Annotated in this window: 23 protein-coding genes; 16 read left to right on the top strand and 7 right to left on the bottom strand. The window is 44.7% G+C overall.

The window, feature by feature from the left end; translation table 11 throughout:
• On the bottom strand, nucleotides 1-806 hold an 806-nt coding region (locus tag ACUYLD_RS18860; RefSeq protein ID WP_446675724.1), incomplete at its 3' end, for an Ig-like domain-containing protein.
• A gap of 306 nt (nucleotides 807-1,112) precedes the next feature.
• Nucleotides 1,113-2,873: a methyl-accepting chemotaxis protein gene (locus tag ACUYLD_RS18865; RefSeq protein WP_446675725.1), complete on the bottom strand. Its 1,761-nt coding sequence runs from the start codon at nucleotides 2,871-2,873 to the stop codon at nucleotides 1,113-1,115.
• 380 nt (nucleotides 2,874-3,253) lie between these two features.
• On the opposite strand from ACUYLD_RS18865, the gene ACUYLD_RS18870 reads away from it, so the two are divergent.
• Nucleotides 3,254-4,456, top strand: coding sequence for an MFS transporter (locus tag ACUYLD_RS18870; RefSeq protein ID WP_250266394.1), 1,203 nt, complete (start codon nucleotides 3,254-3,256; stop codon nucleotides 4,454-4,456).
• Between the two features lie 105 nt (nucleotides 4,457-4,561).
• Here the strand turns inward: ACUYLD_RS18870 and ACUYLD_RS18875 are convergent, their stop codons facing one another.
• Nucleotides 4,562-5,008: a hypothetical protein gene (locus ACUYLD_RS18875; protein ID WP_446675726.1), complete on the bottom strand. Its 447-nt coding sequence runs from the start codon at nucleotides 5,006-5,008 to the stop codon at nucleotides 4,562-4,564.
• A gap of 215 nt (nucleotides 5,009-5,223) precedes the next feature.
• Nucleotides 5,224-5,715, bottom strand: a complete 492-nt coding sequence (locus tag ACUYLD_RS18880) for a hypothetical protein (protein WP_446675727.1) — start codon at nucleotides 5,713-5,715, stop codon at nucleotides 5,224-5,226.
• Nucleotides 5,716-6,024: 309 nt separating this feature from the next.
• On the opposite strand from ACUYLD_RS18880, the gene ACUYLD_RS18885 reads away from it, so the two are divergent.
• The 13 genes from ACUYLD_RS18885 to ACUYLD_RS18945 all read left to right on the top strand — a co-directional run bounded on the left by ACUYLD_RS18885 (nucleotide 6,025) and on the right by ACUYLD_RS18945 (nucleotide 18,136).
• The gene (locus ACUYLD_RS18885; protein WP_446675728.1) at nucleotides 6,025-7,035 is read left to right on the top strand and encodes an ABC transporter permease; all 1,011 of its coding nucleotides are present in this window, start codon (nucleotides 6,025-6,027) and stop codon (nucleotides 7,033-7,035) included.
• A 36-nt stretch (nucleotides 7,036-7,071) separates the two neighbouring features.
• Nucleotides 7,072-7,980: an ABC transporter permease gene (locus tag ACUYLD_RS18890; protein ID WP_446675729.1), complete on the top strand. Its 909-nt coding sequence runs from the start codon at nucleotides 7,072-7,074 to the stop codon at nucleotides 7,978-7,980.
• A gap of 35 nt (nucleotides 7,981-8,015) precedes the next feature.
• Nucleotides 8,016-9,608 (top strand): ABC transporter substrate-binding protein, encoded by a 1,593-nt coding sequence (locus ACUYLD_RS18895; protein ID WP_025721038.1) that lies wholly within the window; start codon nucleotides 8,016-8,018, stop codon nucleotides 9,606-9,608.
• 134 nt (nucleotides 9,609-9,742) lie between these two features.
• Nucleotides 9,743-11,014 carry a M20 family metallopeptidase gene (locus tag ACUYLD_RS18900; protein ID WP_446675804.1) on the top strand — a complete coding sequence of 424 codons (1,272 nt, stop codon included), beginning with the start codon at nucleotides 9,743-9,745 and terminating at the stop codon, nucleotides 11,012-11,014.
• 13 nt (nucleotides 11,015-11,027) lie between these two features.
• Nucleotides 11,028-11,963: a DUF1177 domain-containing protein gene (locus tag ACUYLD_RS18905; RefSeq protein ID WP_446675730.1), complete on the top strand. Its 936-nt coding sequence runs from the start codon at nucleotides 11,028-11,030 to the stop codon at nucleotides 11,961-11,963.
• A 64-nt stretch (nucleotides 11,964-12,027) separates the two neighbouring features.
• Entirely contained in the window at nucleotides 12,028-13,017 is a 990-nt protein-coding gene (locus tag ACUYLD_RS18910; protein ID WP_023989675.1) for an ABC transporter ATP-binding protein, read from the top strand.
• Nucleotides 13,001-14,002 (top strand): ABC transporter ATP-binding protein, encoded by a 1,002-nt coding sequence (locus ACUYLD_RS18915; protein WP_272638634.1) that lies wholly within the window; start codon nucleotides 13,001-13,003, stop codon nucleotides 14,000-14,002. The genes ACUYLD_RS18910 and ACUYLD_RS18915 overlap by 17 nt, the downstream gene beginning before the upstream one ends.
• A gap of 214 nt (nucleotides 14,003-14,216) precedes the next feature.
• Nucleotides 14,217-14,660, top strand: a complete 444-nt coding sequence (locus ACUYLD_RS18920) for an Hsp20/alpha crystallin family protein (RefSeq protein WP_250266386.1) — start codon at nucleotides 14,217-14,219, stop codon at nucleotides 14,658-14,660.
• A 257-nt stretch (nucleotides 14,661-14,917) separates the two neighbouring features.
• A complete protein-coding gene (locus tag ACUYLD_RS18925) occupies nucleotides 14,918-15,925 on the top strand; it encodes a phosphotransferase (protein ID WP_446675731.1) in 1,008 nt (335 codons plus the stop codon).
• 84 nt (nucleotides 15,926-16,009) lie between these two features.
• Nucleotides 16,010-16,345: a hypothetical protein gene (locus ACUYLD_RS18930; protein ID WP_446675732.1), complete on the top strand. Its 336-nt coding sequence runs from the start codon at nucleotides 16,010-16,012 to the stop codon at nucleotides 16,343-16,345.
• Entirely contained in the window at nucleotides 16,332-16,850 is a 519-nt protein-coding gene (locus ACUYLD_RS18935; protein WP_446675733.1) for a hypothetical protein, read from the top strand. The genes ACUYLD_RS18930 and ACUYLD_RS18935 overlap by 14 nt, the downstream gene beginning before the upstream one ends.
• A 36-nt stretch (nucleotides 16,851-16,886) precedes the next feature.
• Nucleotides 16,887-17,543, top strand: coding sequence for a DUF2625 domain-containing protein (locus ACUYLD_RS18940; RefSeq protein ID WP_322174558.1), 657 nt, complete (start codon nucleotides 16,887-16,889; stop codon nucleotides 17,541-17,543).
• A gap of 56 nt (nucleotides 17,544-17,599) precedes the next feature.
• Complete coding sequence (locus tag ACUYLD_RS18945; RefSeq protein ID WP_190297689.1) at nucleotides 17,600-18,136, top strand: SMI1/KNR4 family protein; 537 nt, start codon at nucleotides 17,600-17,602, stop codon at nucleotides 18,134-18,136.
• Nucleotides 18,137-18,215: 79 nt separating this feature from the next.
• Here ACUYLD_RS18945 and ACUYLD_RS18950 read toward each other — a convergent pair whose 3' ends face one another.
• On the bottom strand, nucleotides 18,216-18,800 hold the full coding sequence (locus tag ACUYLD_RS18950) for an RBBP9/YdeN family alpha/beta hydrolase (protein ID WP_446675734.1): 585 nt from the start codon (nucleotides 18,798-18,800) through the stop codon (nucleotides 18,216-18,218).
• A 287-nt stretch (nucleotides 18,801-19,087) separates the two neighbouring features.
• Between ACUYLD_RS18950 and ACUYLD_RS18955 the strand changes: the two genes are divergently transcribed.
• Nucleotides 19,088-20,833, top strand: a complete 1,746-nt coding sequence (locus ACUYLD_RS18955) for a methyl-accepting chemotaxis protein (protein ID WP_446675735.1) — start codon at nucleotides 19,088-19,090, stop codon at nucleotides 20,831-20,833.
• Nucleotides 20,834-20,946: 113 nt separating this feature from the next.
• Here the strand turns inward: ACUYLD_RS18955 and ACUYLD_RS18960 are convergent, their stop codons facing one another.
• Complete coding sequence (locus tag ACUYLD_RS18960) at nucleotides 20,947-21,516, bottom strand: DUF1697 domain-containing protein (protein WP_446675736.1); 570 nt, start codon at nucleotides 21,514-21,516, stop codon at nucleotides 20,947-20,949.
• Between the two features lie 32 nt (nucleotides 21,517-21,548).
• The gene (locus ACUYLD_RS18965; RefSeq protein WP_446675737.1) at nucleotides 21,549-22,199 is read right to left on the bottom strand and encodes a hypothetical protein; all 651 of its coding nucleotides are present in this window, start codon (nucleotides 22,197-22,199) and stop codon (nucleotides 21,549-21,551) included.
• Nucleotides 22,200-22,408: 209 nt separating this feature from the next.
• Here ACUYLD_RS18965 and ACUYLD_RS18970 point away from each other — a divergent pair, with 209 nt between their 5' ends.
• Nucleotides 22,409-23,398 carry a hypothetical protein gene (locus tag ACUYLD_RS18970; RefSeq protein ID WP_446675738.1) on the top strand — a complete coding sequence of 330 codons (990 nt, stop codon included), beginning with the start codon at nucleotides 22,409-22,411 and terminating at the stop codon, nucleotides 23,396-23,398.
• Nucleotides 23,399-23,410: the final 12 nt, after the last annotated feature.

Below are 23,410 nucleotides of genomic sequence, written 5' to 3' on the forward strand. Positions count from 1 at the left end.
GAAGTTGTAGGCGCAGGTGCAGATGCATTTACGACCTGAATGTATGGCTCAGATGTACTGGGGGCAAATCGAGCATCTCCACTGTAAATAGCAGTGATCGAGTGACTTCCCACACTTAAGTCGCTTGTAGTGTAGTACCCATTGGCATAGCCATTCGAAATGCCCACTGGCTCCATCGTAAGCGTATCTAATACATCCGTGCCGTCCATAAGGATGACCGTTCCGGTTAAGTCGCCCGAAGTCTGTGGGTTTGAAGTTGTCCTCACGCTAAATCTTACTTCTTGACCTTGCTTAGACGGATTCAGCGAACTCAATACTGTAGTTGCTGTAGGTCTCAGTGAAGTTGTAGGCGCAGGTGCAGATGCATTTACGACCTGAATGTATGGCTCAGATGTACTGGGGGCAAATCGAGCATCCCCACTATATATAGCAGTAATCGGGTGACTTCCCACACTTAAATTGCTTGTGGTATAGGTCGCAGTGGCATATCCATTTGCAATCCCATTTGGCGTCATCGTAAGCGTATCTAATATATTCGTACCATCCATAAGAACCACGGTGCCAGTTAAATCCTTCGTAATTTGTGGGGTTGAGATGGTTTTGATGCTAAACGTTACGGATTGACCTTGTTTAGAAGGATTTGTCCAACTCGTTACCGTGGTTTCAGTAGCATACACAGCATCTGTTACACTAGGTACTGGTGAGGAGGTCGCATACACAGCACTCCCAGAAAAACTCCATGTCCAGGTCCCAAATAAGACGATAACAGCAAGATAAGATAAACAAAAAGACTTGATTTTACTCATAAACTTCCTCCATAAATTTCTGGTGTCACGATGAACAGACTAAGATCCTCCATGATGACTAACCTGCTAATATGATTTCTTACACTACTGGATTACTATACTAAATGCTTCTGAACCAATTCTGAACAAAATCGACAAAAACCATGCCCAATTAACAGATCACGATTTGCAAGCCCTTCATAAAATGAATGGTCAGTTTAGCGCGACGTTTTCGGAAAAAAATGAGCCTTCTTACCATGAACTAATGCTAATCTCACGGTAAGAAGGCTCTTCATGAAACCATATTGGAAACTACAGTTTATTCCACTAGTATTTAAATTTGACCGTTAGGTCCTGTAACTTCTGAGACATATCCGACAAGGTCGTTGCCAGGCTGGTGATCTGCTGCATTGAAGCCAGCTGCTCTTCTGCAGACGCTGCAATATTCTGCGAGTTGTCCGCCGCTTGAAGCGCTAGACTCGATACGTTCTCTCCGCTCGCTGAAATTTCCTGGACACTTGCGGTTATTTGCTCCGTAATGCTCGCGAGCTCTTCTGTTTGCTGTGCGATATGATTGGTGGACGCCACAATTTTGTTAAACTGCTGCTCCGTCTCATTGGCAATTTTAATACCGGAGTCTACATCATGTTTTACGCGTTCCATGGTCTTAAGCGAATGCTCCATATCTTTGCGCATATTCTGAATCAACTCGGAAATCTGCCCGGAAGACTGGTTCGATTGTTCGGCCAGCTTTCTCACCTCTGCAGCAACGACGGAGAAACCGCGGCCTTCTTCGCCTGCACGAGCAGCCTCAATCGAAGCATTTAATGCAAGCAGGTTGGTCTGCTGTGCAATATCCGTAATGGCATGCAGCATCGTGTCGATCTGTTGAGTGCGTTCATCCAACATTCTCATAACCGCATCGGTTTCATTGACGGAATGGTTAATCAGGTCCATTTGCTTCACCGTATGTTGTACAGCAGTACCACCAACGCTCGCCATTTCCATCGCGTCTGCAGACGAATCAGCAATGGCCAAGGAGCTCTCCGTGATCCGCTGCATACCTATTGAAATTTCTTCAAGCGAGCTGGTTGTCTTCTGGAGCATCATCTGCTGCTCCTTAGCACCGGCCGCCGATTCTTGAATCGCGATGGTGATGTGCTCGGTTGCCTGTCCAGTGTGCTCTGCTCCAAGGGTCAATTCTTTCGAGGAAGTAGCTACCTGCTTTGTGGACAGATTTACCTCACCGATCAGAAATCTAATATTTTTAATCATATGATTGAAGTCCTGTGCAAGCTCGCCGATCTCATCTTTTGAATGAATTTTGACTTCTTCGACCGTTAAATCACCGTCCGCAACTGCGTTAAGTCGTTTTGCGATCATGATGATAGGCTTCGTAAAACGTCCCGAAACAAAGCTTACGATAATTGCTCCCAGAATAACCGCAACAGTCGTAATAATCAGGACAATATAAAGGACTTTGGTCGCTCCGCTGTTAAATTCGTTAAAATATGCTCCAGAACCGATGATCCATCCCCAATAAGGATCCTTTTCAACATAAGAAATTTTCGTCTCCACTTGATCTGTACCAGGTAAAGCCCATTTATAAGTGACGAATCCCCCGCCGTTTGTACCGACTTCTACAAACTCTTTTCCCACATGCACACCGTCTTCCGACACGGCATTCATTAAATTCTGGCCTTCATTTGAAGGGTTCATCATTGAAACGGCACCTTGGTTGACTGCCCACGGATAACCTGTTTTACCTACAGTATATTTAATCTTTATCGGTCTTTTGTTATTAGCATCTTTTACGCCGAGCAGCTCGATGCGCAGTTTTTCCTGTGCTTCCTCCAATGTTAAATTACCGGCTTCGACTTGCCCATTGAGGAAACTAATCATACCAATTACCATTTGCACACTATTCTTAAGTGCCACTTTGCCTGATTCATTCATTTCATTCTTGGAAACAAAATAAGAACTGATTCCAATTACGAATGTGGGTACAATTAAAATAATCAAGCACATTATGGTTAACTTCGTTCTTAGTGATCTCACCTTCATATTTGATCCTATCTTTGTTTTCACTGCATTTCCCCCTTAGACATCGATATACAGACTCAACCCACAACTGCGCTAGTTACTAAAGGGTAAAAAGACTGTACATCATATATCGTAATAACATGCCAGGAAATTAAGCCCTTTCATCTTGTCAGCGATGAAACCGTCTAAACTTCGTATCATGTTACGGCCCCCAGGTGAACTATGCGTCAAGGCCACTATAATCAACGGAACCCATTGGATCATAGAATTAAGATCATCTTATACTGTGCTGAAGGCTGGCCGTTGTTTTATATGCTAAATTAAATCCGTTTAACCGCAAATTTATCCGTATACAGGCAGTAGTTTCTTGGTATGCTCCGTATACTTCTGCATAGAGAGAATCTATACCGGAGGAGTGTGCGAGGATGAATAGAATCAAAGGGAGCATCTTTTTCAGTGTTTTTGTGGCTATGCTAGGGCTCATGCTCATTGCTCCAATTATGCCGCCCCTTATTCGTGAGCTGGGGTTAAGAGAAAGTCATTCTGGGTTAATTATATCGCTTGGCTCCATAACGATGGCCTTAATGGCTCCAATTTGGGGGAATCTGAGTGATGCAAAGGGACGCAAGCCTGTGATTTTGCTTGGATTCATAGGGATGTGTGTAAGCTGCTTGCTGTTTACGCTTACTCTTTTTGCAGGATTAAAGGGTTGGCTCAGCGGCGGAATGCTGTTAGTCCTGCTGATTGTTACACGCGGCTTGATCGGCGGGTTTATCCCGGCGGTATTGTCATCCTCCCAAGCTTACATGGGAGACGTGACCGAGGGCGAAGATCGAGGTAGTGGGATGGCTATCATTAGCGCGGCCAATGGACTTGGATTAGTATTTGGGCCCGCTATTGCAGGCGCCTTTACTTTAATAGGCTTGCTGTGGCCTCTGTATTTTGGAATCGTGATTGCGGCTGTAGCATTTGTAGTGGCCTTGCTGGCAATTCCGTCTGCCAAGCCCGTTATTCAGCAAAAGCCAGCTCGGATTAATCCTTTTCAACCTGGTCTACGAATGTATTTGTTTGCAGGTTTGGTTACGATGATTAGTATTGTGACCATCCAGGTTATAGGTGGATTTTATTTTCAAGATCAATTAGGCCTTTCATCCGAAGAAACAGCAAGAGTGGTTTCCTTTGGGCTTATGTTTTCTGGGGCAGCGATGTTGATTGTACAGATCGTTCAAATGAAATGGCTTAAATGGCAACCCAAGCCGATGATTTTGCTCGGCTCTCTGTTCCTTATTGTCGGTATGCTGCTATTCCTCATGTCAGCCAGCATGGTCGTTTACTATTTTGCGTTCTTTATGTTTGGTATAGGTACAGGCTTGCTAATGCCTGGATTTATGGCCGGGGCTTCTCTTTCTGTCAGTAAAGAACAGCAAGGAGGAGCCGCTGGTCTGGTGGCCACTGTCCAAGGCATTTCTGCGATTATTGCTCCTATTTTGACAACGACGCTATATCGGGTGGATAAATATATTCCTTTTGCTCTTATAGCAGTTCTGGTAGCTGTTATGGCCGTCATTATGTTGGGGATAAGAAAGAGAAAAGGGAATAGTGAACTGGTATCTCAGAAGGCCAAATAAATAAAAGAGTGGTTTGATGAACCCATAGGCTTTCGCGCTATATTCACGGGAAGCCTATTTTGTTTGCTGGTTTGAATGATAGTCAAAAGGTCTCAATTGTCTATTTCATATTGGTGGCGAAGATGCGGTGAAGTGGGGGAAGGAATGTACAGGGTGCTGGAAGAAGAGGAGCGCGCTGCGGAATGGTTCGAGCTGTAGCCGAAGACAATACTGGATATACCTTTGAACCGCTGCTTCGAGGGGCGACCGAACGGCGAGTGCTGAGTCGAATGTCTCGTTCCTTAACCTCTGCTCCAATTTGGTATCTCCCATAAATTTGCTAACAGATATAGCAAGCTGATATTGATCGGTCCCCATATGGTTAGCGGCCGGTTGAAGAATCTCTTTTATCGTTTGCCATAACGAAGCGGCCTGCCGGCTTTCTGCTCCAAAATGGAAGATGATGTGGATAGAGGCCGTAATAATATTGCGTCCAAGTCCGTACAGAAACCATTCTTCTTCCTTAGTAATAAGCGAAATAATGGTTTCCATCGTTTCCCATGCCTCATCCAATGCCCTGCTTCAATGAACTTCTCTGCTAGGCTAGATGCAGTAGAACAGTAGTTATGATGATTCCCTTCGGTTTTATCTATTTCGGTCAGCTTTTTAAGAGCTTCAATTTCACCTTCTGCATGGTTGCGCCATCTCTCATGATAAACGAGTGTCTGCAAATTTCCTTTGTTCCAATCCGTCTGATCCTTGATCCACAAATCGATAAATAATGATAGTTAAACATCTTCCCCGAGCTCGCTCGCGATATTGATGCAATCCTCGATATTAGCTGCATCTTTGCTGAATAAATAATTTTCCAAAATCAACTCTGGGTCAAACCCGGCATATGTATCGAAATTGGCCTCCTTGGCCTGCTGGAACAAGATTTGGTCCTGCTCACGCTCATACTTTTGCAGTAAAAAAACGGCGTAATACAGAGCATCGCCAATCCCCTGAAAACTGTTCGTTCCCCTGTCTATAATCTCATTAACGAGCAACCTTCTAACAATCGGTTCGTAATGCGGGGCATATCGATCCTCGCGATTGTAAATAGCCAAAAGCACCTTCAAGCGATTGGTATAATTGGCATCACTCTTTCCATATTTCTCACTGTGCTTTTCCAAATAATCGACCTTCGAAAAATCGGCGTGATTACCTATTAGACTCTGCAGCATTTCATCATAGGGTGTCATCATCTGATCCAACAGCTTTCTGTAGTTCGTTTCCAATACTGTGATTCTCCTTTCCTGATCGACCTAATACTACAATCCATATTTACAAAAAACAAGCGATTTCCTTTTAAAAGGGGATTGCCTGTTTTGCATTATGCTGTTTTTGATTTTTCAAACCGGATGCATATATAACATTTAAACTACATATTGAGTCACTTTAGTGCACGGACGACAAATTTCGTCATTATTTTTAGTTATTCAGGACGTGGAAACCGTTCTTGTTCCTTAGTACAATGATAAAAATAACAAGTGATGAAAAGAAAGATGACAAAGAGACGAGGGATTACGGATAAGGGGGGACGGACTGTGGCCGTATACACACTACGTAGATTGGTACAAATGATTCCAGCACTGCTTGGTATTGTCGTCATTACATTCATGATCTCAAGAGTGCTTCCAGGTGATCCTGCTGTGATGCTTGCGGGGGAACAGGCTACACCCGAGACGATTGAAAATATTCGCAGCAGTATGGGACTGGATCAACCGAAGTACATTCAATTCTTTCATTATGTAGTGGGATTGTTCCATGGTGATCTGGGTCAGGCTTATCACACCGGACAGTCAGTGGCAAGCGACTTTGCTACCCGGTTTCCAGCAACCATCGAGTTGGCACTGGCAAGCTTGGTTATTGCGATTCTGGTGGCAATCCCGATCGGTATTCTGGCGGCAACCCGTAAAGAATCGATTGTTGATCACATTTCACGCGTGTTTTCCTTGATCGGTGCATGTATGCCCATTTTCTGGATTGGACTGTTATTCATTTATATTTTCTATGCTAAATGGGGCATCGCTCCTGCGCCGATGGGTCGAATTAGCGGTGACATCAATCCGCCGACGCACGTTACGGGACTTTATGTATTCGATAGTCTGATGACCGGTGATTTTGTAGCTTTAAAAAGCAGTTTATCCCATTTGGTTCTGCCAGCTGTCTGTCTCAGCACAGGCACCATGGCGATTGTGGCACGGATGATGCGCTCCAGCATGCTGGAAGTCATCGGTCAGGATTTTGTTCGCACAGCCAGAGCCAAAGGTCTGCGCGAAGGAATTGTCATCTATAAGCACGCACTCATTAACGCTTTTATTCCAACGCTTACCGTACTTGGTTTGCAGGTCGGTTACCTGATTGGTGGAGCGGTTATTACCGAAACCATTTTTACCTGGCCAGGAGTGGGCAGTTATGTGACGGACTCCATTTTGGCAGCTGATTACGCACCGATTCAAGCATTTACCCTCGTAAGTGCGCTGATTTACAGCTTTATCAATCTTGGAGTCGACTTGGTTTACGGATTGATTGACCCACGTATCCGGTACGAGTGATAACAATGAAGCACAAAAGTAGGGGGAGGTACTCGGATGAGCACTGCAAGTGATTTGGTGGCAAAAGCGGCTGTACCTCAGCTCAATGCAGCCGCTATACCGAAACGCAAGACCTTTTGGCGATTGCTGTTTGGCAATAAACTCGCTTTAATCGGATTCATTTTTATCGTTGGCTGGACGCTCATTGCCATCCTCTCATCATGGATCGTTCCACATGATCCTTATGTAACCGACCCGGCGAACAAGCTGCTGCCGCCAAGTGCAGAACATTGGTTTGGGACCGATAATTACGGACGTGACATTCTCAGCCGTGTCATTTACGGAGCCAGAATCAGCATATGGACCGGGATGATTGCCGTGTCGATCTCATTTATCATCGGCGTACCGCTTGGAGCCATCGCAGGTTTCTATGGCGGTCGAATGGGCAGCATTATTATGCGCTGTATGGATATTCTGTTGGCTTTCCCGTCGCTGGTACTCGCCATGGCCATTGCTGCAGCGATGGGACCAGGACTGATGAGTGCACTCATCGCCGTGGGCATTGTAGGCATACCCGAATTCGCCAGACTGATTCACGGACAAACCATCTCTCTCCGGGAAAAGGAGTTTGTTGAGGCCAGTCGGGCGATTGGTGTAACGAACGGAACGATCCTATTTCGCCACATCTTGCCTAATGCACTTGCCCCACTGCTTGTGAATGCAACGCTTGGAATGGGCTTCGCCATCCTCACCTCAGCCAGTCTCAGCTTCCTGGGACTCGGTGTGAAACCCCCGATTGCTGAATGGGGCGCAATGATTTCAGAAGGGCGAGCGTATATCATTTCCGGTGAGTGGTGGATTGTAACGTTCCCGGGTCTTGGAATTGCGACAGCTATTTTGGGCTTCAATTTGCTTGGAGACGGTTTGCGAGATGTTCTTGATCCTAGACTGCGCTCTAGCAAATAAAAATAAATAGATCATTAAAGGGGAGAACGTAAGCCATGTTGAAAAAAAGTCTTTCTCTAATTGTCGTCTTGTCTACGTTGCTATGGACGGCAGGCTGTGCGAGCAATGCTAACAGCCCGTCCGCTTCATCTGGAGAGAAAGGCGCAGATGCCCCATCCCCACCAAAGACGATTACACTTGCTTACTCGGAGGGAGGGTCAACCATGGACCCTGCTGAAGCGAGTGATCTTACATCGGACACCCTTGTGCTTGCGCTCTATGATCAGCTTGTGACCTACGGCAAAAAGTCTACGGATAGCGGCGAAGTGGCAGATACGGAAGCCATTAAGCCCATGCTGGCTGAAAAATGGGATGTGTCCGCTGATAACATGACTTATACGCTCCATCTGCGTAAAGACGTTAAATTCCAAAGCGGCAATCCGCTAACCGCCAATTCCGTGTTGTATTCCTTTGAACGGCTTAAAAATTCCGATTCAGGTAGCTTTCTGTATGGTATGAGCTCCATTAAAACCGCTACAGCGCCAGATGAGCACACCGTTGTCGTTACATTGTCCCAACCCAATCATATGTTTCTGCAAATCCTGTCATTGTACAACTTCTCCATTGTGGATGATGTGCTTGTCAAAGAAAATGGCGATGGTGACTATTTGAAAACACATGCGGCAGGTTCAGGTCCGTTCAAGCTTGAAAAATGGGACCCTGCGACAGAAGCTGTCTTTAATGCTAATGACAGCTACTGGCAAGGAGCGCCAAATCTGAGCAAAGTAACGATGAAGTTTACCAAGGAAGCTTCCAACCGTGTACTTCTGCTGGATAAAGGCGATGTCGACATGGCGATTGAGATTCCTGCAAAGGATGTTTCGAAGCTGGAAACCAACGCCGATCTAAAGGTTCAATCCAATGCAAGTAACCGGATTCTGTATTTCGCCATGAATAACAAAGTCAAACCTTTTAATGATCCAAAAGTGCGTCAAGCAATTGCTTATGCTATTCCTTACGACCAATTAATCGACGATGTCATGTACGGTCAAGCGAAACAAATGAAGAGTTCTGTAGCGAGTAACACGCCTGGCTACACCGATGCGGGTTACAGCTATAAGCACGACCTGGACAAAGCAAAACAGCTGCTTACAGAAGCGGGTTATCCTAATGGGTTTAATTTTGACCTGACACTGGGTTCCGGCTTCCAGGACTGGGCAGATGATGCCGTATTGATTCAAGCTGAACTTGCCAAGATTGGCGTAAAGATGAATGTTGTCAATGTTGCTCGTGCACAGTTCCTTGAACAGCAACGAGAAGGCAACCTGACAGCATACATTTCCAAATGGACTTCCTTCGTCAACGACCCTGGTTATCATCTCGGGTTTCTGATGTACAGCGGCGGTTCATCGAATTATATGCATTACGCTAATGCAGAAGTGGATAAGCTTTGGGAACAAGCAGGCAAAGAGCAAGATGAAAATAAACGTAAAGAGCTGTATGGCAAAGCACAAGAACTTATAAATCAAGATTCGCCATGGGCGTACCTGTATGAATACAATCGCGTTGTTGGCATGAGCAAAGACGTCACTGGATATGTCTACTACCCAGATGAGGTTATCCGATTCTATTCATTGAATAAAGAGTAAGTTGTGATCTTACCTTATGCCTTCGGTTTTTACAGCCGAAGGCTATCATTTTACACCTGAAGGAGGAAGCTGATCCCGATGGATCGTAAAAAATGTAGTTGGCTAAATGGAAAACGTGAAGGGACTGAATGGAAATGACAGATTGGAAAACGTTAGTTCTTGATGAAATAGATAAACGGCAGGACGAATTGCTTGAGCTATGCTCGCGGTTGATTCAATTTCCTTCGGAAAATCCTCCAGGTGATTCACGCGAAATTAGTCAGTTCATTATGGACTATCTTAAAGAAGCAGGTATAGAAACAACGGTGCATGAATCCGGGCCGAATATGTGGAATCTCATTTCTGATTATGGCGCTGAAACGGCGGACGGAAAAAAACTGATTTTCTGTGGGCATACAGACGTTGTGCCGGCAGGGGATCGTACTCGTTGGGATTTTGATCCGTTTTGTGGTGAAATACGTGATGGCTATCTCCTGGGTCGCGGTGCTTCGGACATGAAAGCCGGACTGAGCGGATTAATATTTACCGTTGCGCTGTTCTCCAAACTAGGCGTACCACTCGAAGGTGCGTTGTCGTTGCTTGTAGTTCCAGACGAGGAAACCGGGGGACATCTTGGAGTACCTTGGGTGCTGGAAAGAAAGCTGATTGAAGGAACAGCTGCTGTGATCGCAGAGCCCTCAGGCCCGCAAAACCCGACCATCGGGCAAAAAGGAAGCTGCTGGTTTGAATTTACTGTTGAAGGCACACCGGGTCATGGCAGTTTGCAGCCGATAGCAGGTGAAAGTGCTATTTTGAAGGCAGCAAAAGGAATTGAAGCGCTGCAACAACTGTGGGACATCAAGCCGGACATCCCGGAAGAAGTCAAAGAGATCATTGAAATTTCCAAGCGTTATGCAAGTGAACGGGAGAACCCAAGCTATGGACAAGCGTTTGATCATGTAACGGTGAACATTGGTACGATTCAGGGAGGCACCAAAGTCAATGTGGTTGCAGACCGTTGCACAGTGCAAGTGGATTCTCGTGTTCCATTTGGCGTAGACCACCGGGATGTACTGGCCAAAGCCAAAGAATTGCTTGCAAGTGTAGGCATTGACGCGGAACCCAAACAATTCGGATTTTATGGTAATGCCAACTGGACCCCTCCAACCGAGCCGATTGTACAGGAGCTTGTGGAATCTATCGCTGAGGTCAGCGGTAAAGAGGCCTATGGCGTACTGCAATGGGCAACCAGCGACGCACGTGCATTCCGCAAATACAATATCCCGGTATTGCAATACGGTCCTGCCGAACTGTCGACCATTCACAATTTTAATGAAAAAGCTCCGGTATGGCAGATCATTCAATCTGCGAAAGTATACGCCTTGACGGCGCTTAAATATCTGAAAACAACACAAAAAGAAGCATAAGGGGATCTGCCGTATGATGAAACAAGTTTTTGAAGTCTATGACCTTTTGGATAGTCCGTTTGCCAGCGGGGCAGAAGTCAAAGCTTATTTGGAACAACTGGGTCAAGCGGAGATTACGGTCTCCACCGTGAAAGGTGAAAAGGGAACTACGGATTTTATAAAAATTGTCATTGCCGGTAAAACGGGTCGCATTCAGGGGGGCGATTCTCCAACCTTGGGTGTAGTAGGGCGACTTGGTGGACTTGGAGCACGACCGGAGATGATCGGATTTGTATCCGATGGTGACGGTGCGGCAGCGGCAATTTCTGCGGCGGCTAAACTTTTGAGCATGCAGTCCAAAGGAGATGTGCTTGATGGAGATGTGATTATCTGTACACATATTTGTCCAGATGCACCTACTCAGCCCCATGATCCGGTTCCATTTATGGATTCACCCGTAGATATTTTGACGATGAACAAATATGAAGTGACACCCGAAATGGAAGCGATCCTGTCCATTGATACGACCAAAGGGAATCGGGTCATTAACCATAAAGGTATTGCCATTTCCCCTACTGTACGTGAAGGCTATGTGCTACGAATTAGTGAAGACCTCGTCGATATTGTTCAGACCGTTACTGGCGAACCGTGTGTCACGTTTGCTGTAACTACGCAGGACATCACACCTTATGGTAACGACCTGTATCACATCAACAGCATTTTGCAGCCAGCGGTGGCCACTTCCGCTCCAGTGGTTGGTGTAGCCATCACGGCCGCTGCTCCTGTCCCAGGCAGTGCAACGGGGGCCAGCCACGAAAGCGATATTGCGCTGGCGGCCAAATTGGCTGTAGAAACAGCCAAAGCTTATGGACGTGGGCAATGCTCTTTTCATTCGGAAAAGGAGTTTCAACATATTACTAAATTGTACGGTACTATGAAGCATCTACAAACGATGGGCAAGTCTGAATAAGCTTTATTCCCTAAGTTAAAAAGAACATGAAGGTTCAATGATGGACAAGGAGGAGGAAGAGGGCATGGCACAACTGCTTGAAGTAACCAACCTCCGGACGGAGTTCAAGACTGCGGCTGGCACCATCCGGGCTGTGGACGGCGTCGATTTATCGGTTGGCAAAGGCGAAACACTCGGAATCGTTGGCGAATCCGGGTGCGGCAAGAGCATTACCTCCCTTTCCATTATGCAGCTCCTCCCCAAGGGACTTGGGAAAGTAGCCGCTGGTGAAGTACGGTTTAACGGTGAAAACATGCTGGATTTTTCGGAGCGGAAAATGCGCTCGATTCGTGGCAACGAGATGGCCATGATTTTTCAGGAGCCGATGACTTCGCTAAATCCTGTGTTCAAAATCGGCAAGCAAATTGCGGAGTCTGCCCGCTACCACCACGGTGTAAGCAAACACAAAGCGAAAGATATGGCTGTGGACATGCTAACGAAAGTGGGAATTCCACGTCCAGAAAAAGTAGCCGCTTCTTATCCGCATGAACTCTCGGGCGGGATGCGCCAACGGGTGATGATTGCGATGGCGATGGTGTGCAATCCGAAGCTGCTGATCGCCGATGAACCGACAACGGCACTAGATGTAACCATTCAAGCACAGATTCTTGACTTGATGCGCGAGCTGCAGAAGTCCGAAGGAACTTCCATTCTGATGATTACTCATGACCTTGGTGTCGTTGCTGAAATGTGCGATCGGGTCGTGATTATGTACGCCGGACAAGTGGTAGAAGAAACCGATGTAAAAACGCTTTTTAAAGAGCCCAAGCATCCGTATACACAAAGTTTGCTAGCTTCACTGCCACAATTAAACAGTGATCAGGAGCGTCTGGCTTCCATTCCGGGCCAGGTTCCCAACCCACTTGATATGCCACATGGCTGCCGCTTTGCACCACGTTGTCAGTTTGCCAAGGAAATTTGCCGTGCAGAGGCCCCGGAGCTTACAGAAGTGGAACCCGGACACAAAAGCCGCTGCTTGCTACAGCAGGAGGGATATCATGAGTACACTGCTTGAAATACGTAATTTGAAAAAGCACTATCCGATCAAAAAAGGACTTTTTTCCAAACAAGTGGGAGCAGTCAAAGCGGTGGATGGTATTAACCTGACTGTACAGCAGGGTGAAACCCTAGCAATCGTGGGAGAATCCGGCTGCGGCAAATCCACAACCGGACGGGCAATACTCAGATTGATTGAACCGACGGATGGAGAGATTCTGTTTAATGGCACGGATATACGTAAGCTAAACACAGAGCAGCTGCGCAAATTCAGAACGGATATGCAGATGGTGTTTCAAGATCCGTTTGCTTCGCTTGATCCCAGATGGACAGTACAGCAGGTGCTGGAAGAACCGCTCATCACGCATGAAAAGCTAAGCAAAACGCAGCTCAAAGAGCGGGTGGAAGAGCTGCTCGAAGTAGTCGGATTGTCTCCTTATCATGCACATCGTTATCCGCATGAGTTCTCGGGTGGTCAACGCCAGCGGATCGGGATCGCACGGGCACTGGCGCTTCATCCCAAATTTATCGTGTGTGACGAGCCAGTCTCGGCCCTCGATGTGTCGATTCAGGCGCAAGTGCTCAATCTGATGAAGGACCTGCAAAAACAATATGACCTGACGTATATGTTCATTTCCCATGATCTGTCGGTCGTCAAATTTATCAGCGACCGCGTGGGTGTGATGTACCTGGGCAAGCTGGTCGAACTCGCACCGACCCAAGAAGTGTTCAAAGAGCCGCTGCATCCGTATACAAAGGCGCTAATGTCTGCGGTACCTGTAGCTGATCCGGAAGCGGAGCGTGATCGGATTGTACTTAAAGGGGATGTGCCCAGTCCAGAAAATCCGCCAAGTGGTTGTGCGTTTCATAATCGCTGCCCGGCAGCCATGGAGATATGCAGCAAAGTACAGCCCATCTTTGCCGAAGCTGCACCAGGGCGACAGGTAGCCTGTCACTTGTATCCAGCTTCCACGCCGGAACAAGCGATAGCAGGGCAAGCCTGAGTTGGCTGCCAAAGAATATGTAGTCTCTTGTGAAGTCAAAAGGTCAAAAAAAGTCAAATTGATTGAAATCTAAAACTATTTTTGACAGATCGCTTAGGATCGGGTTATTTCAGTATTTTCAGCCTCTTTTGAACTTTGAGCCTCGCTCTATTCGGTACTATAATATGAATCGTAAGGAACACAAACAACAACCAATTAAAAGGAGCTGATTTTCATGTTTGATCTGGTCCCATTTCGTAAAAGAAATGAAGACTTCTTTGGACAAATGTTTAAATCCTTCAATGGTATGGTTGATGACCACTGGCTTGCTCCATTTGGCAGCAACTCTCAGACGTTTCGGACGGATATTCGTGAAGAAAACGACAGATATCTGGTGGAAGCTGAGCTTCCAGGCATTGCAAAAGAAGATATCGACATCGATATTGCCCATAATTATTTGACGATCCGTGCTAAACGGAATGAATATCATGAAGAGAAGGATGATACGAATAAAATGATTCGACGGGAGCGCCGTTCTGGGGAATTTGTCCGACGCTTCTATGTGGATCATGTTGATGAAGAAGGCATTAAGGCAAAACTCGATCAAGGTGTATTGAAACTTGAAATTCCTAAACGTCAGGGTGATGATCGTTCCCGCAGACAGATCCAGATTGACTAAAGGGGTATGATGTACAAGACAGGGCTGATTAATCAGTCCTGTTTTTTGTGTACGTCCTGTTTAAAAGACTCGATCACATTGTAAGTGAGGTATTCCGCCTTCGGTTTAAATTCTTATGAATTAGAGTCGCTCTCTGCTATAAAATAGGCTATCTGCTATGCTAAAATAATGAAATTACCTGTAAAGCTATTATAACCATACTTCTCGCATGCCGGGGTCAGCCGATGCTATGGACACGAAGAAGGGAGGATACATCCTTGGAAGCAATACTAAGACGGCACTGGCCGGAGTGGAACGGAACGTTGCAGAGACGAACCGGGGGTTGGAATAATACGACGTATTTTGTTAAGAGTGGTGGACGAAGCGGGGTGCTGCGCGTCTACGATACACACAGGGATCGGGATAAAATTGAATTTGAGCATGCGGTTTTGCAGGAGCTGAGTAAGCATTCTCTATCATTCAGAATACCCCAGCCTATTCCGACGGTCACGGGAGAGACGCTTGCTCAACTGGAGAAGGAAAACGGTAAATATGTGTGTCTGTTCAAATACATAGAAGGTATATCACCCCTGGAGCAGGATTCAAGCTTTGCCTATTCTTTTGGCGAGGCTACGGGGGAATTATCGGCTGTGCTTGCGACATTCAATCTTGATATGACCCCAGTCTATCGACCGTATTATGCTTTGCAGCAATCCTATCCATTGTGTAACCGGGAAACGGTTCAAGGCTTTTGTTTACATCCGCCTGAGCCCCTAAAGGATTTGCATGAAGAGCTGCGATTGATAGGAGAAGTTTATGAAGAGATTACAGATTCGCTTCATGCATTGGAAGAGTTGCCGCATCAGCTTGTACATGGAGACTTGAACGCTTCCAATTTGTTAGTAAAGGATTCGGATCATAGTCTAGTAACTGCACTGCTTGATTTTGAATTTTGTACGCTAGACGTTCGGGTCATGGAGCCGGCAGTCATCTTATCTGGATTTTTGGGACAACCGGAGGAGGCGACAGCAGTTCGGGATTTTTGCCGGGGTTTCAGCCGCCAGGTTCATTTAAGCCACAACGAGATTGATGCTTTGCCTATATTGATGCTGCTTAGGAAGGTAGACGTATTTCTTCATTTTTTGAGTCGCTTTCTGGAAGGAACGGATCAATCACACGTATTGCAAGAGCAGGTCAAACAGATCTCTGCTGATTTGCTCCAACTGTCTACCAAAAGTAGCTGGATTCAGGAGGAGTTGATCCAAGCTGGAACAGTGTATGAATAAACGAGCTATATGCCGTGCTATGTTATAGTCTCTGGAAAAATTGAGCCTAAGTCCATTGAGATGTACTCGGAACTGGAGGAGTAGATGAATAGTTGGTTAACGAACACGTTACGACCGTACTTCGGGCTGGAGGCGCTGGAAGAACATTGGGATGTGGTAGAAATTAAAAATGGATACTTTATTTGTATGGACGGGGATGTCATTCGCAAGCGAATTTCTTTCACTGAGGATACCTATGGAGAAACCGATGTAGAGATTCTTACGCGTGACCGGGCATTTGTTTTGCCTAAAACGGCTCGTGGCAAAGAGAAAAAGCTGAATTACACAAGTGTTTCGAGCATCAAGGCAGAAGGCGTAACCTTTTCAGCAGGCATTCGAAGGTTTGATTTTTTAATAGGAGGAGCACATGAAATATCTTAAAGATTGCCCGGAGCCAGGCATGGGAACCTGGTATTTTGAAATAGATTCGGATGGAACAGCCTATCGACAAATTGTCATCCAGGATGATGGCACGTATATCGCCTCTAATCGGAAGCACGAGCAGTATCATTTCTTATTAGCTGAGAAAGCGATTGATGATACAGAGCCCTATTATACGCAAATTACAAAAAAAGAGTTTGAAGAAGTCTGGTCCAATTATCTTCACACCTTCAACCAGGAATGGCACCAAATCAAAAATGCACTGCCCGTTGGGACTAAGGTAAAGGGTTATATTGAAGCATTTTTCCCACACGGTACGATTATTCATATTTTCCAGCATCATGCGGTCGGATTGTCAGACACTCGTACATATGAGGAAAAGACACCATCCGAGTGGATGTATCCGAAGCATGAGGTCACGGCAATTGTAAAAGGATACGACGAAGTGAATCAGTGGGTGATTTTAGATCAAACGCAGGTTTTCAAAAATCAGTTCGCGGGTTGAAAGGGAATTTTAGGATATGCGGGAAGGGGAATGAACATGCATACTTTAACGGTTGATGAACTGGTGGATAAGGATAACCATGCATGGGAAGAGGTCACAAATATTCTGAAAGAAGGCCGGAATTCTCATCACATTGTATCGTCCAAATCGGAATCCGCTGGGGACACGCTGTACCGTTTGCAGGTGAGTACGAAATCGTATTTGGGAACAATTGCCTATGAGACAGGAGGAATCGTATTTGATTACGGTTGGATCACCTTGCTGGGTGCGGGTGGCTCTGGAATTTTTGGTAGCTTGACCTCATGGAACGGGCTTCAGGAGCCAGAAAGTGTTCCTGCACTTGAGGGGATGCTGATTGTAGCTTATGATGCAGCAGGTGGATTTTTTGGATTGGATACAGGGAAATTCGGACGTAGTGGTCATATCTACTATTTTGCACCAGATGCATTAGAATGGGAATCCACAGAGCTGGCCTATTCCGGTTTCTTGGGCTGGTTGGCTGAGGGAGATTTAGACTTGTTCTACCAGACATTCCGCTGGAACGGTTGGCAGAAGGATATGGAGCAACTTCAGCCGGGAGAGGTATTTGCATATTATCCGCCGCTATGGACTCAGGAAGGTGGAGGGGAGACCAGCAGCAAGTCGCCTATAGACATTACAAAAGCATGGCAGGCGGTAGTGGATAAGGAATAGCTTGCTCGGTAGAAATAACAACTCTTAGAGGCATCGAGGTATGGAGGTTGGCTGATATGTGGAGTATTCACTTTGAACAGCAGTTTGTAAAAAGTCTGGAAGCAACGGATGAACAAATCGCAAATTTTTTGAAAACATGGAACATAAAGCTATCGGAACAAGAGATTCACGAAATCAAGCAAAGACAAGTGAACCCTTTTCCAAAGTCGTCTCCATTCTATGATCAATATAAACCTTTAGATCCTGTGAGCTGGCATCTGCCCCAAGGGCAATTTCCTGACAGCTATATGGATTTTTTGAGATACTCTAACGGCGGGGAGTTTCAAAATGGAGAACGTTATTTTCAGTTTTTTAATACCGAAGATTTGAGAGAAATGAACCTTGCCTACGAGTTACCGGAATATATGCCGGGTGCTGTATCGTTTGCGATGGATGGGTGCGGAAACCACTATATGTTTGATATGAGAGAGGAAAAAAGAAACAATGAGTATCCCGTTCTTTTTGCTCATTCTGGTAGTTTGGGATATGACGAATGTGAACAGGTTGCCCATTCATTTATAGAGCTGTGTACGGAAAAATGGGCATTGTATTGATGTATTGAACCCGCAATAATGAACCCTTCGCCGGTTCCATTTTGCGGGTTATGTAAGTTTTCAAACTAAGCCTGTCATGCTACTTATTTGCATTCATCATACCAATTAACACTTGATGTACCATCGGTAAGGTGGTAAAACCGTCACTTTGTAAAAAGTGTCCTCCATGGTCTACTTCATGGAAATCGGCTTGGATGTCTTCAGCTAGTTTCTTACTGAGTGCAAAGGGCACAATTGTGTCATCCTTTGAAGCGATAACTGAACGCGCTTTTAGCGAATCCATGATTTGCTGATAATCCAAATGGCCATTTGTAAATTCATCTAATGACGGTAGACTCGGCACTGGATCAGTAAAACCGGAAACGAAAACGAGACCACCAAGTGGTTCTGGGATACTTACTTGCTGTAGGTATCTTAATATGGATACACATCCCAAGCTATGACCAATAAAATAGGTATCTTTATGTAGAACTTTAATATTTTGTAATAGATGCTCGATCCACTCATTAAGTTTGGGGGATTGCGAGTTGGGCATCTCCAGTATACCTACCGATACTCCATCTTCCTGTAATTTGTCTTGTAACCAAGGGAACCAATGATCGGCTGGCGAAGCTGTGTATCCGTGGATTATATATACTTGTTTTTTATTTTGTATGTTTGTCACAATACTTTCTCTCCCATCATTCAGCGTTCGTTGTTTATATGTGCCCTACTTCGTGTAAGGACTCCTCTTCTAGTTTAGCAAATTCTTTAAGCCCATGACTATCTAAAATTTTGAGTTACATAGCAAATCCAAATATGAAGTTGCCTACTATAATATTCTTATTTTTGCAGTACCGTTATTTTACTTATAAATTTAAGCGCTTTCTACCGATATATAGATATATATATCATCACGTTCTGTGATCTGCAGCGTGAACTATTATCCATAGACGATCTGGAGGGGTTTGGATGAGTAACAAGCTATCAGACAGGACTAAAAAAGGAAAAGGTTTTAGAGATTTAAAGGTTACGACAACGATGATCTCCATGATTGTAATCAGCTTAGTGGGTTTACTCATTGTATCGTTGGTAGGGGTTATCGGTATGTATCAAGCTAAAGAGGGTCAAGGTATTTTGTATGTGGATCGCTTTCAACACCAAACGAATATTCTTGAAGTCAAAAGTGATTTCTATAATATGCGGGCTAATTATACCAAAATACTTGACAATAAGGAGTACACAGACAAACAGTATAAGCAAGTGCAGAAAGGAAAAGATAGCGTTACAACCGGACTAAATGAATTCTCACAAAGGAATTTGGATGCTAAGGAACAGAAATTGTACGAGGAACTACGGGGGAGTATAGACACATATTATCAGGATATTGAGCAAATCATGGCAGTCAAAAAAAATAGCGGAACGTATGACACGGAAGAGAGAGGCCGGATTAATAAATCCAGTACGGCCATTGTTACGATGTTGACTACGATTTCAGATTATAACAATGAGCAATCCGCCAACTTATATCAAAATACGCAAAATGAGATTAAAATGCGTACAATTGTTTTGATCACGGTTCTGGCCCTCGTGCTGGCTATTCTTATCACCATCTCCTTTGCGGCTATTCGAAATATCCGTTTTCGGATGAGTACAATTACGAAATACTGTGAGGAGATTACCCAAGGGAATTTAGCGGCAGCACTTGATCCTACCTTGCTCAAAGGAAATAATGAGATCGCTGTCATTGCTCGTGCCATTCAACAAATGACAGATTCAACCTCAATGGTCATAACGGGGGTTATCAATGAGTCACGCCAAATTAACCAACTGAGTGACCAGACGAATCATAATATGACAGATCTCAATGAGCGGATTAGAGATGTATCTGCCACGGTCGAACAGCTGTCAGCAGCTATGGAAGAGACTTCGGCATACACCGAAAATATGAACCATTCTGCGGAAGAAATGCAGCGGGCAGCAGAGTACATTTCGGTCAAAACTCAAGAAAGAGCTCAGTCTGCCCATGATACAAGTGTAAAAGCCGAAACATTGAAGCATGCGGCTAGTGAATCCAATAAAGCAGCCAAGGAAATTTACCGGAAGGCCAATGAAAAGATGAAGGAAGCGCTAGAACGAGCCAAGGGCGTAGACCAAATTCGTTTACTTTCTCAGTCCATCTTAGAAATTACGGCACAAACCAATTTGCTGGCTCTAAATGCATCCATTGAAGCGGCTCGTGCGGGTGAGTCAGGTCGAGGGTTTGCGGTTGTGGCTAACGAGATTCGCAAGTTGGCAGACGGCTCCAAACACGCGGTAGACCAAATTCAGAGTGTTACTCAAGAAGTTGTGCAATCTGTAGAGAATTTAACTACTAATGCCGAAGAATTACTGCACTTCCTGCAAACCCAGATGGGCAAGGATTATCAGCTGCTTGAAGACACGGCAGGACAATATTACAATGATGCCGTGGAGCATACGAACACGGTCAATGATTTGAACGCCACCTCTAAGCAGGTGAATGAAACTATCCAAACCATGGTGAGAGCAATCCATGAGATTGCAACAGCCAGCGAACAGTCTGCTATATCCACTCAGCACATTGCAGAGAATATGGTTTCATCGACGGAGAAATCTCTTGAAGTGGCACACCAGTCTGATCAGGTGAAGGAAAGTGCTGCGCGACTGAATGAACTGGTCGAAGGCTTTAAAATTTAACGAGGCCCATCGTAAAGACTAGGGAAAACATTCCATCGAAGAAAAACAGTTGGGGAGCCGTAAATAGGCTCCCTTTTTGAGTTTACTCTTCCAAGATTGCTTTTGGACTACAGTCAGGAGCTCGTATCCCGTAGCTCTTCCTGTTCAGCCATTTGCATCAGCTTATAAATCTGACGAGTTGTGTTCACATTCCGCACCGTCATTTGCTGATACAGCTTGGAGCCGACTAATTTCGTTAACCCGCTTTTTGTGACTTGTTCTTTGCTGACAGAAAACAGAACGGCCCCGTTCGTATATATTACATGGCCTATTCCCGGTTTCAAAGGTAGCTTGTCCAGAACGGAAATATCGTTAATTTCATCCCACAGGAACAATACATCACTTTTCATCTGTGTATCATTAGACCATTCATTCGGCAGTGCCTCTATAATGGTCTGAATCTCCTTCATATTACGAACGATGACGCGGATGGGTAAGCTAAAATCCTCCAGAATCGCCTGTTCCAATATGAGCGACAATTCCTCGTTGGACTGACCTTGACTAGAAAAAATAATGTTTCCAGAATTAATGTAAGTTGTCACATGCTCCATACCTGCATGTTCAAACGTTTGCTTGAGCTTCTTCATCTCGATCTTGTTATTGCCGCCAACATTGATGCCCCGCAGTAATGCGATATAGATCATATAAGCTCCACCTCTCTTCAAAAAAAGGATTTCTAACAAAGGGATAGGTATTCCATTAAATACGTGGTTTGATTTTCGCTCAACAGCGGATGCAGCAATGGTTTTACGTGCTCGATATATGCTGTTTTGGTTTCGTATGTTTCTTCATCTTTCACTTCTCCCTTAAAGGTACAGGCACCTTCAATCAGGATGGAAAGAGCAGTAAAGAAGTTAGCCAAAGAGTCAGCCACCTGCTGCGGCGCACCGCCTTCGAATGCAGCATATACAGGGGAATCGGGTCCGCTAGTATCGACAATGACTGGATCGTCATTAAAAGTGGCAATCACGACATGATGGGGCGGCCACGAAGAAGATTCTTGGACAAGCTCACCAGATGTAATCCAGCGATAGCCTAGTTGTTGGCGATACAGGTGTTCTGGTGCAGCAAAAAAGAGGACAGCAGCATCCCCGATTTCAACTGCCGCATTTTTCAATTTGTGTGTTCCTGCTGCCTTAGCATCGATCATTTCATAATGGCTATACAGGTACTCAAGCTCAGGGGATACGGGAATCCGTCTGTCCCAGCAATCTGAAATTTTCTCCATCCGGGGCTGGATGTCGTGGTTTTGGAACAGCCCGTAGGCTTCATTATACAAGTTTTGTTGTTGTACAAAACGGGACAAAGCTTCACTTAGTTGTTTCAAGGATTTCCATTCCTTTCTAATTATAGGCTATGACCTCCGACAATAACGTTTCATTTAGCATAAAGATATCATAATACAGATATGGAGAACATATGTTTCTGTAATTGTGCCACCTTGCCAGTCTAACCAGATAATTTTACAATATAGGAGTTCGAACATGTTTTGTGCTTAGTTTAATATGCTCAGGCTTACTTGTAAGGAGGATAAGCATGTCATTTTCTAAAATATACGATTACAAATTAAGAGCTTATTTTAATGAGCGTATTTCTGATTTAAGTCATGAATATCTATTTTATTCTTATCCCGATCAAGAGCAAAATTTAAGAATATTAACCCTGAATATAAACGAGCAGGATTATGTTTCTCTAGTGCGATGGCATGATCTGTTTGACAGGTCGCAATTTACAAAAATGGATCATGTCATTCGAAGCGAACTGGATGCTGAACGCCTGATTCGATTGCTTTCGCTCATTTTTAATGTTTTTGATATACATAAAGATGTTGCTTATAGGAGAAAAAACTTATGTTGTTTTTATTATCAATATCAAGTTTCACATCTAGCAGAGAGAGGCAATGAATTCACGTTTGCTCAGGACAGACTATTTTTCCTTCAACATCTTTTATTTGAACTGGGTTTAGGTGACGACATTTATGATCGTTTAACGATTGAAAATAATAGGATCATGTACAGAATGGAAGACGCACAACATTATGATCTGCACATTCTTATTAACATTTTGCATGAGCATATTCACAAAATTAAGATGGATATGGATACACAAGCAGCGCTGGAAAAAATAAAATTTTTACAAGGCCAATGGGTTAACTTCATACTGGGTAGTCATGATGTATATGATTTTCCATTCGATGATTTCAACAAGCCGTTTGTAGAAGCAACGATGTTTATACAAGCCTATAACTCTAATAAAATTAGGGTATTAGAGGTGCTGATCGACTGTATCAATGAGCATCAATCTCCAACAGAGCAGTTCATCTCCAACTTGATCTTGATGAATTACTCCTATTTTGTTCTCAAAAGTAATCCTAGCGAAATTACATATCTTAAGTTGTTTTGCAAGAAAAAACCGGGAGTTTTTATGAAAATATTAACTGCATTGCTTGATATCAGATTTTTTGTTGATAAATCCAGCTTCACAAATGCGGGTATAAACCTGGCGAGATGGGAAAATATGCGTTAGTTATTACATTTG

The organism is Paenibacillus sp. SER-28 (assembly GCF_052906305.1).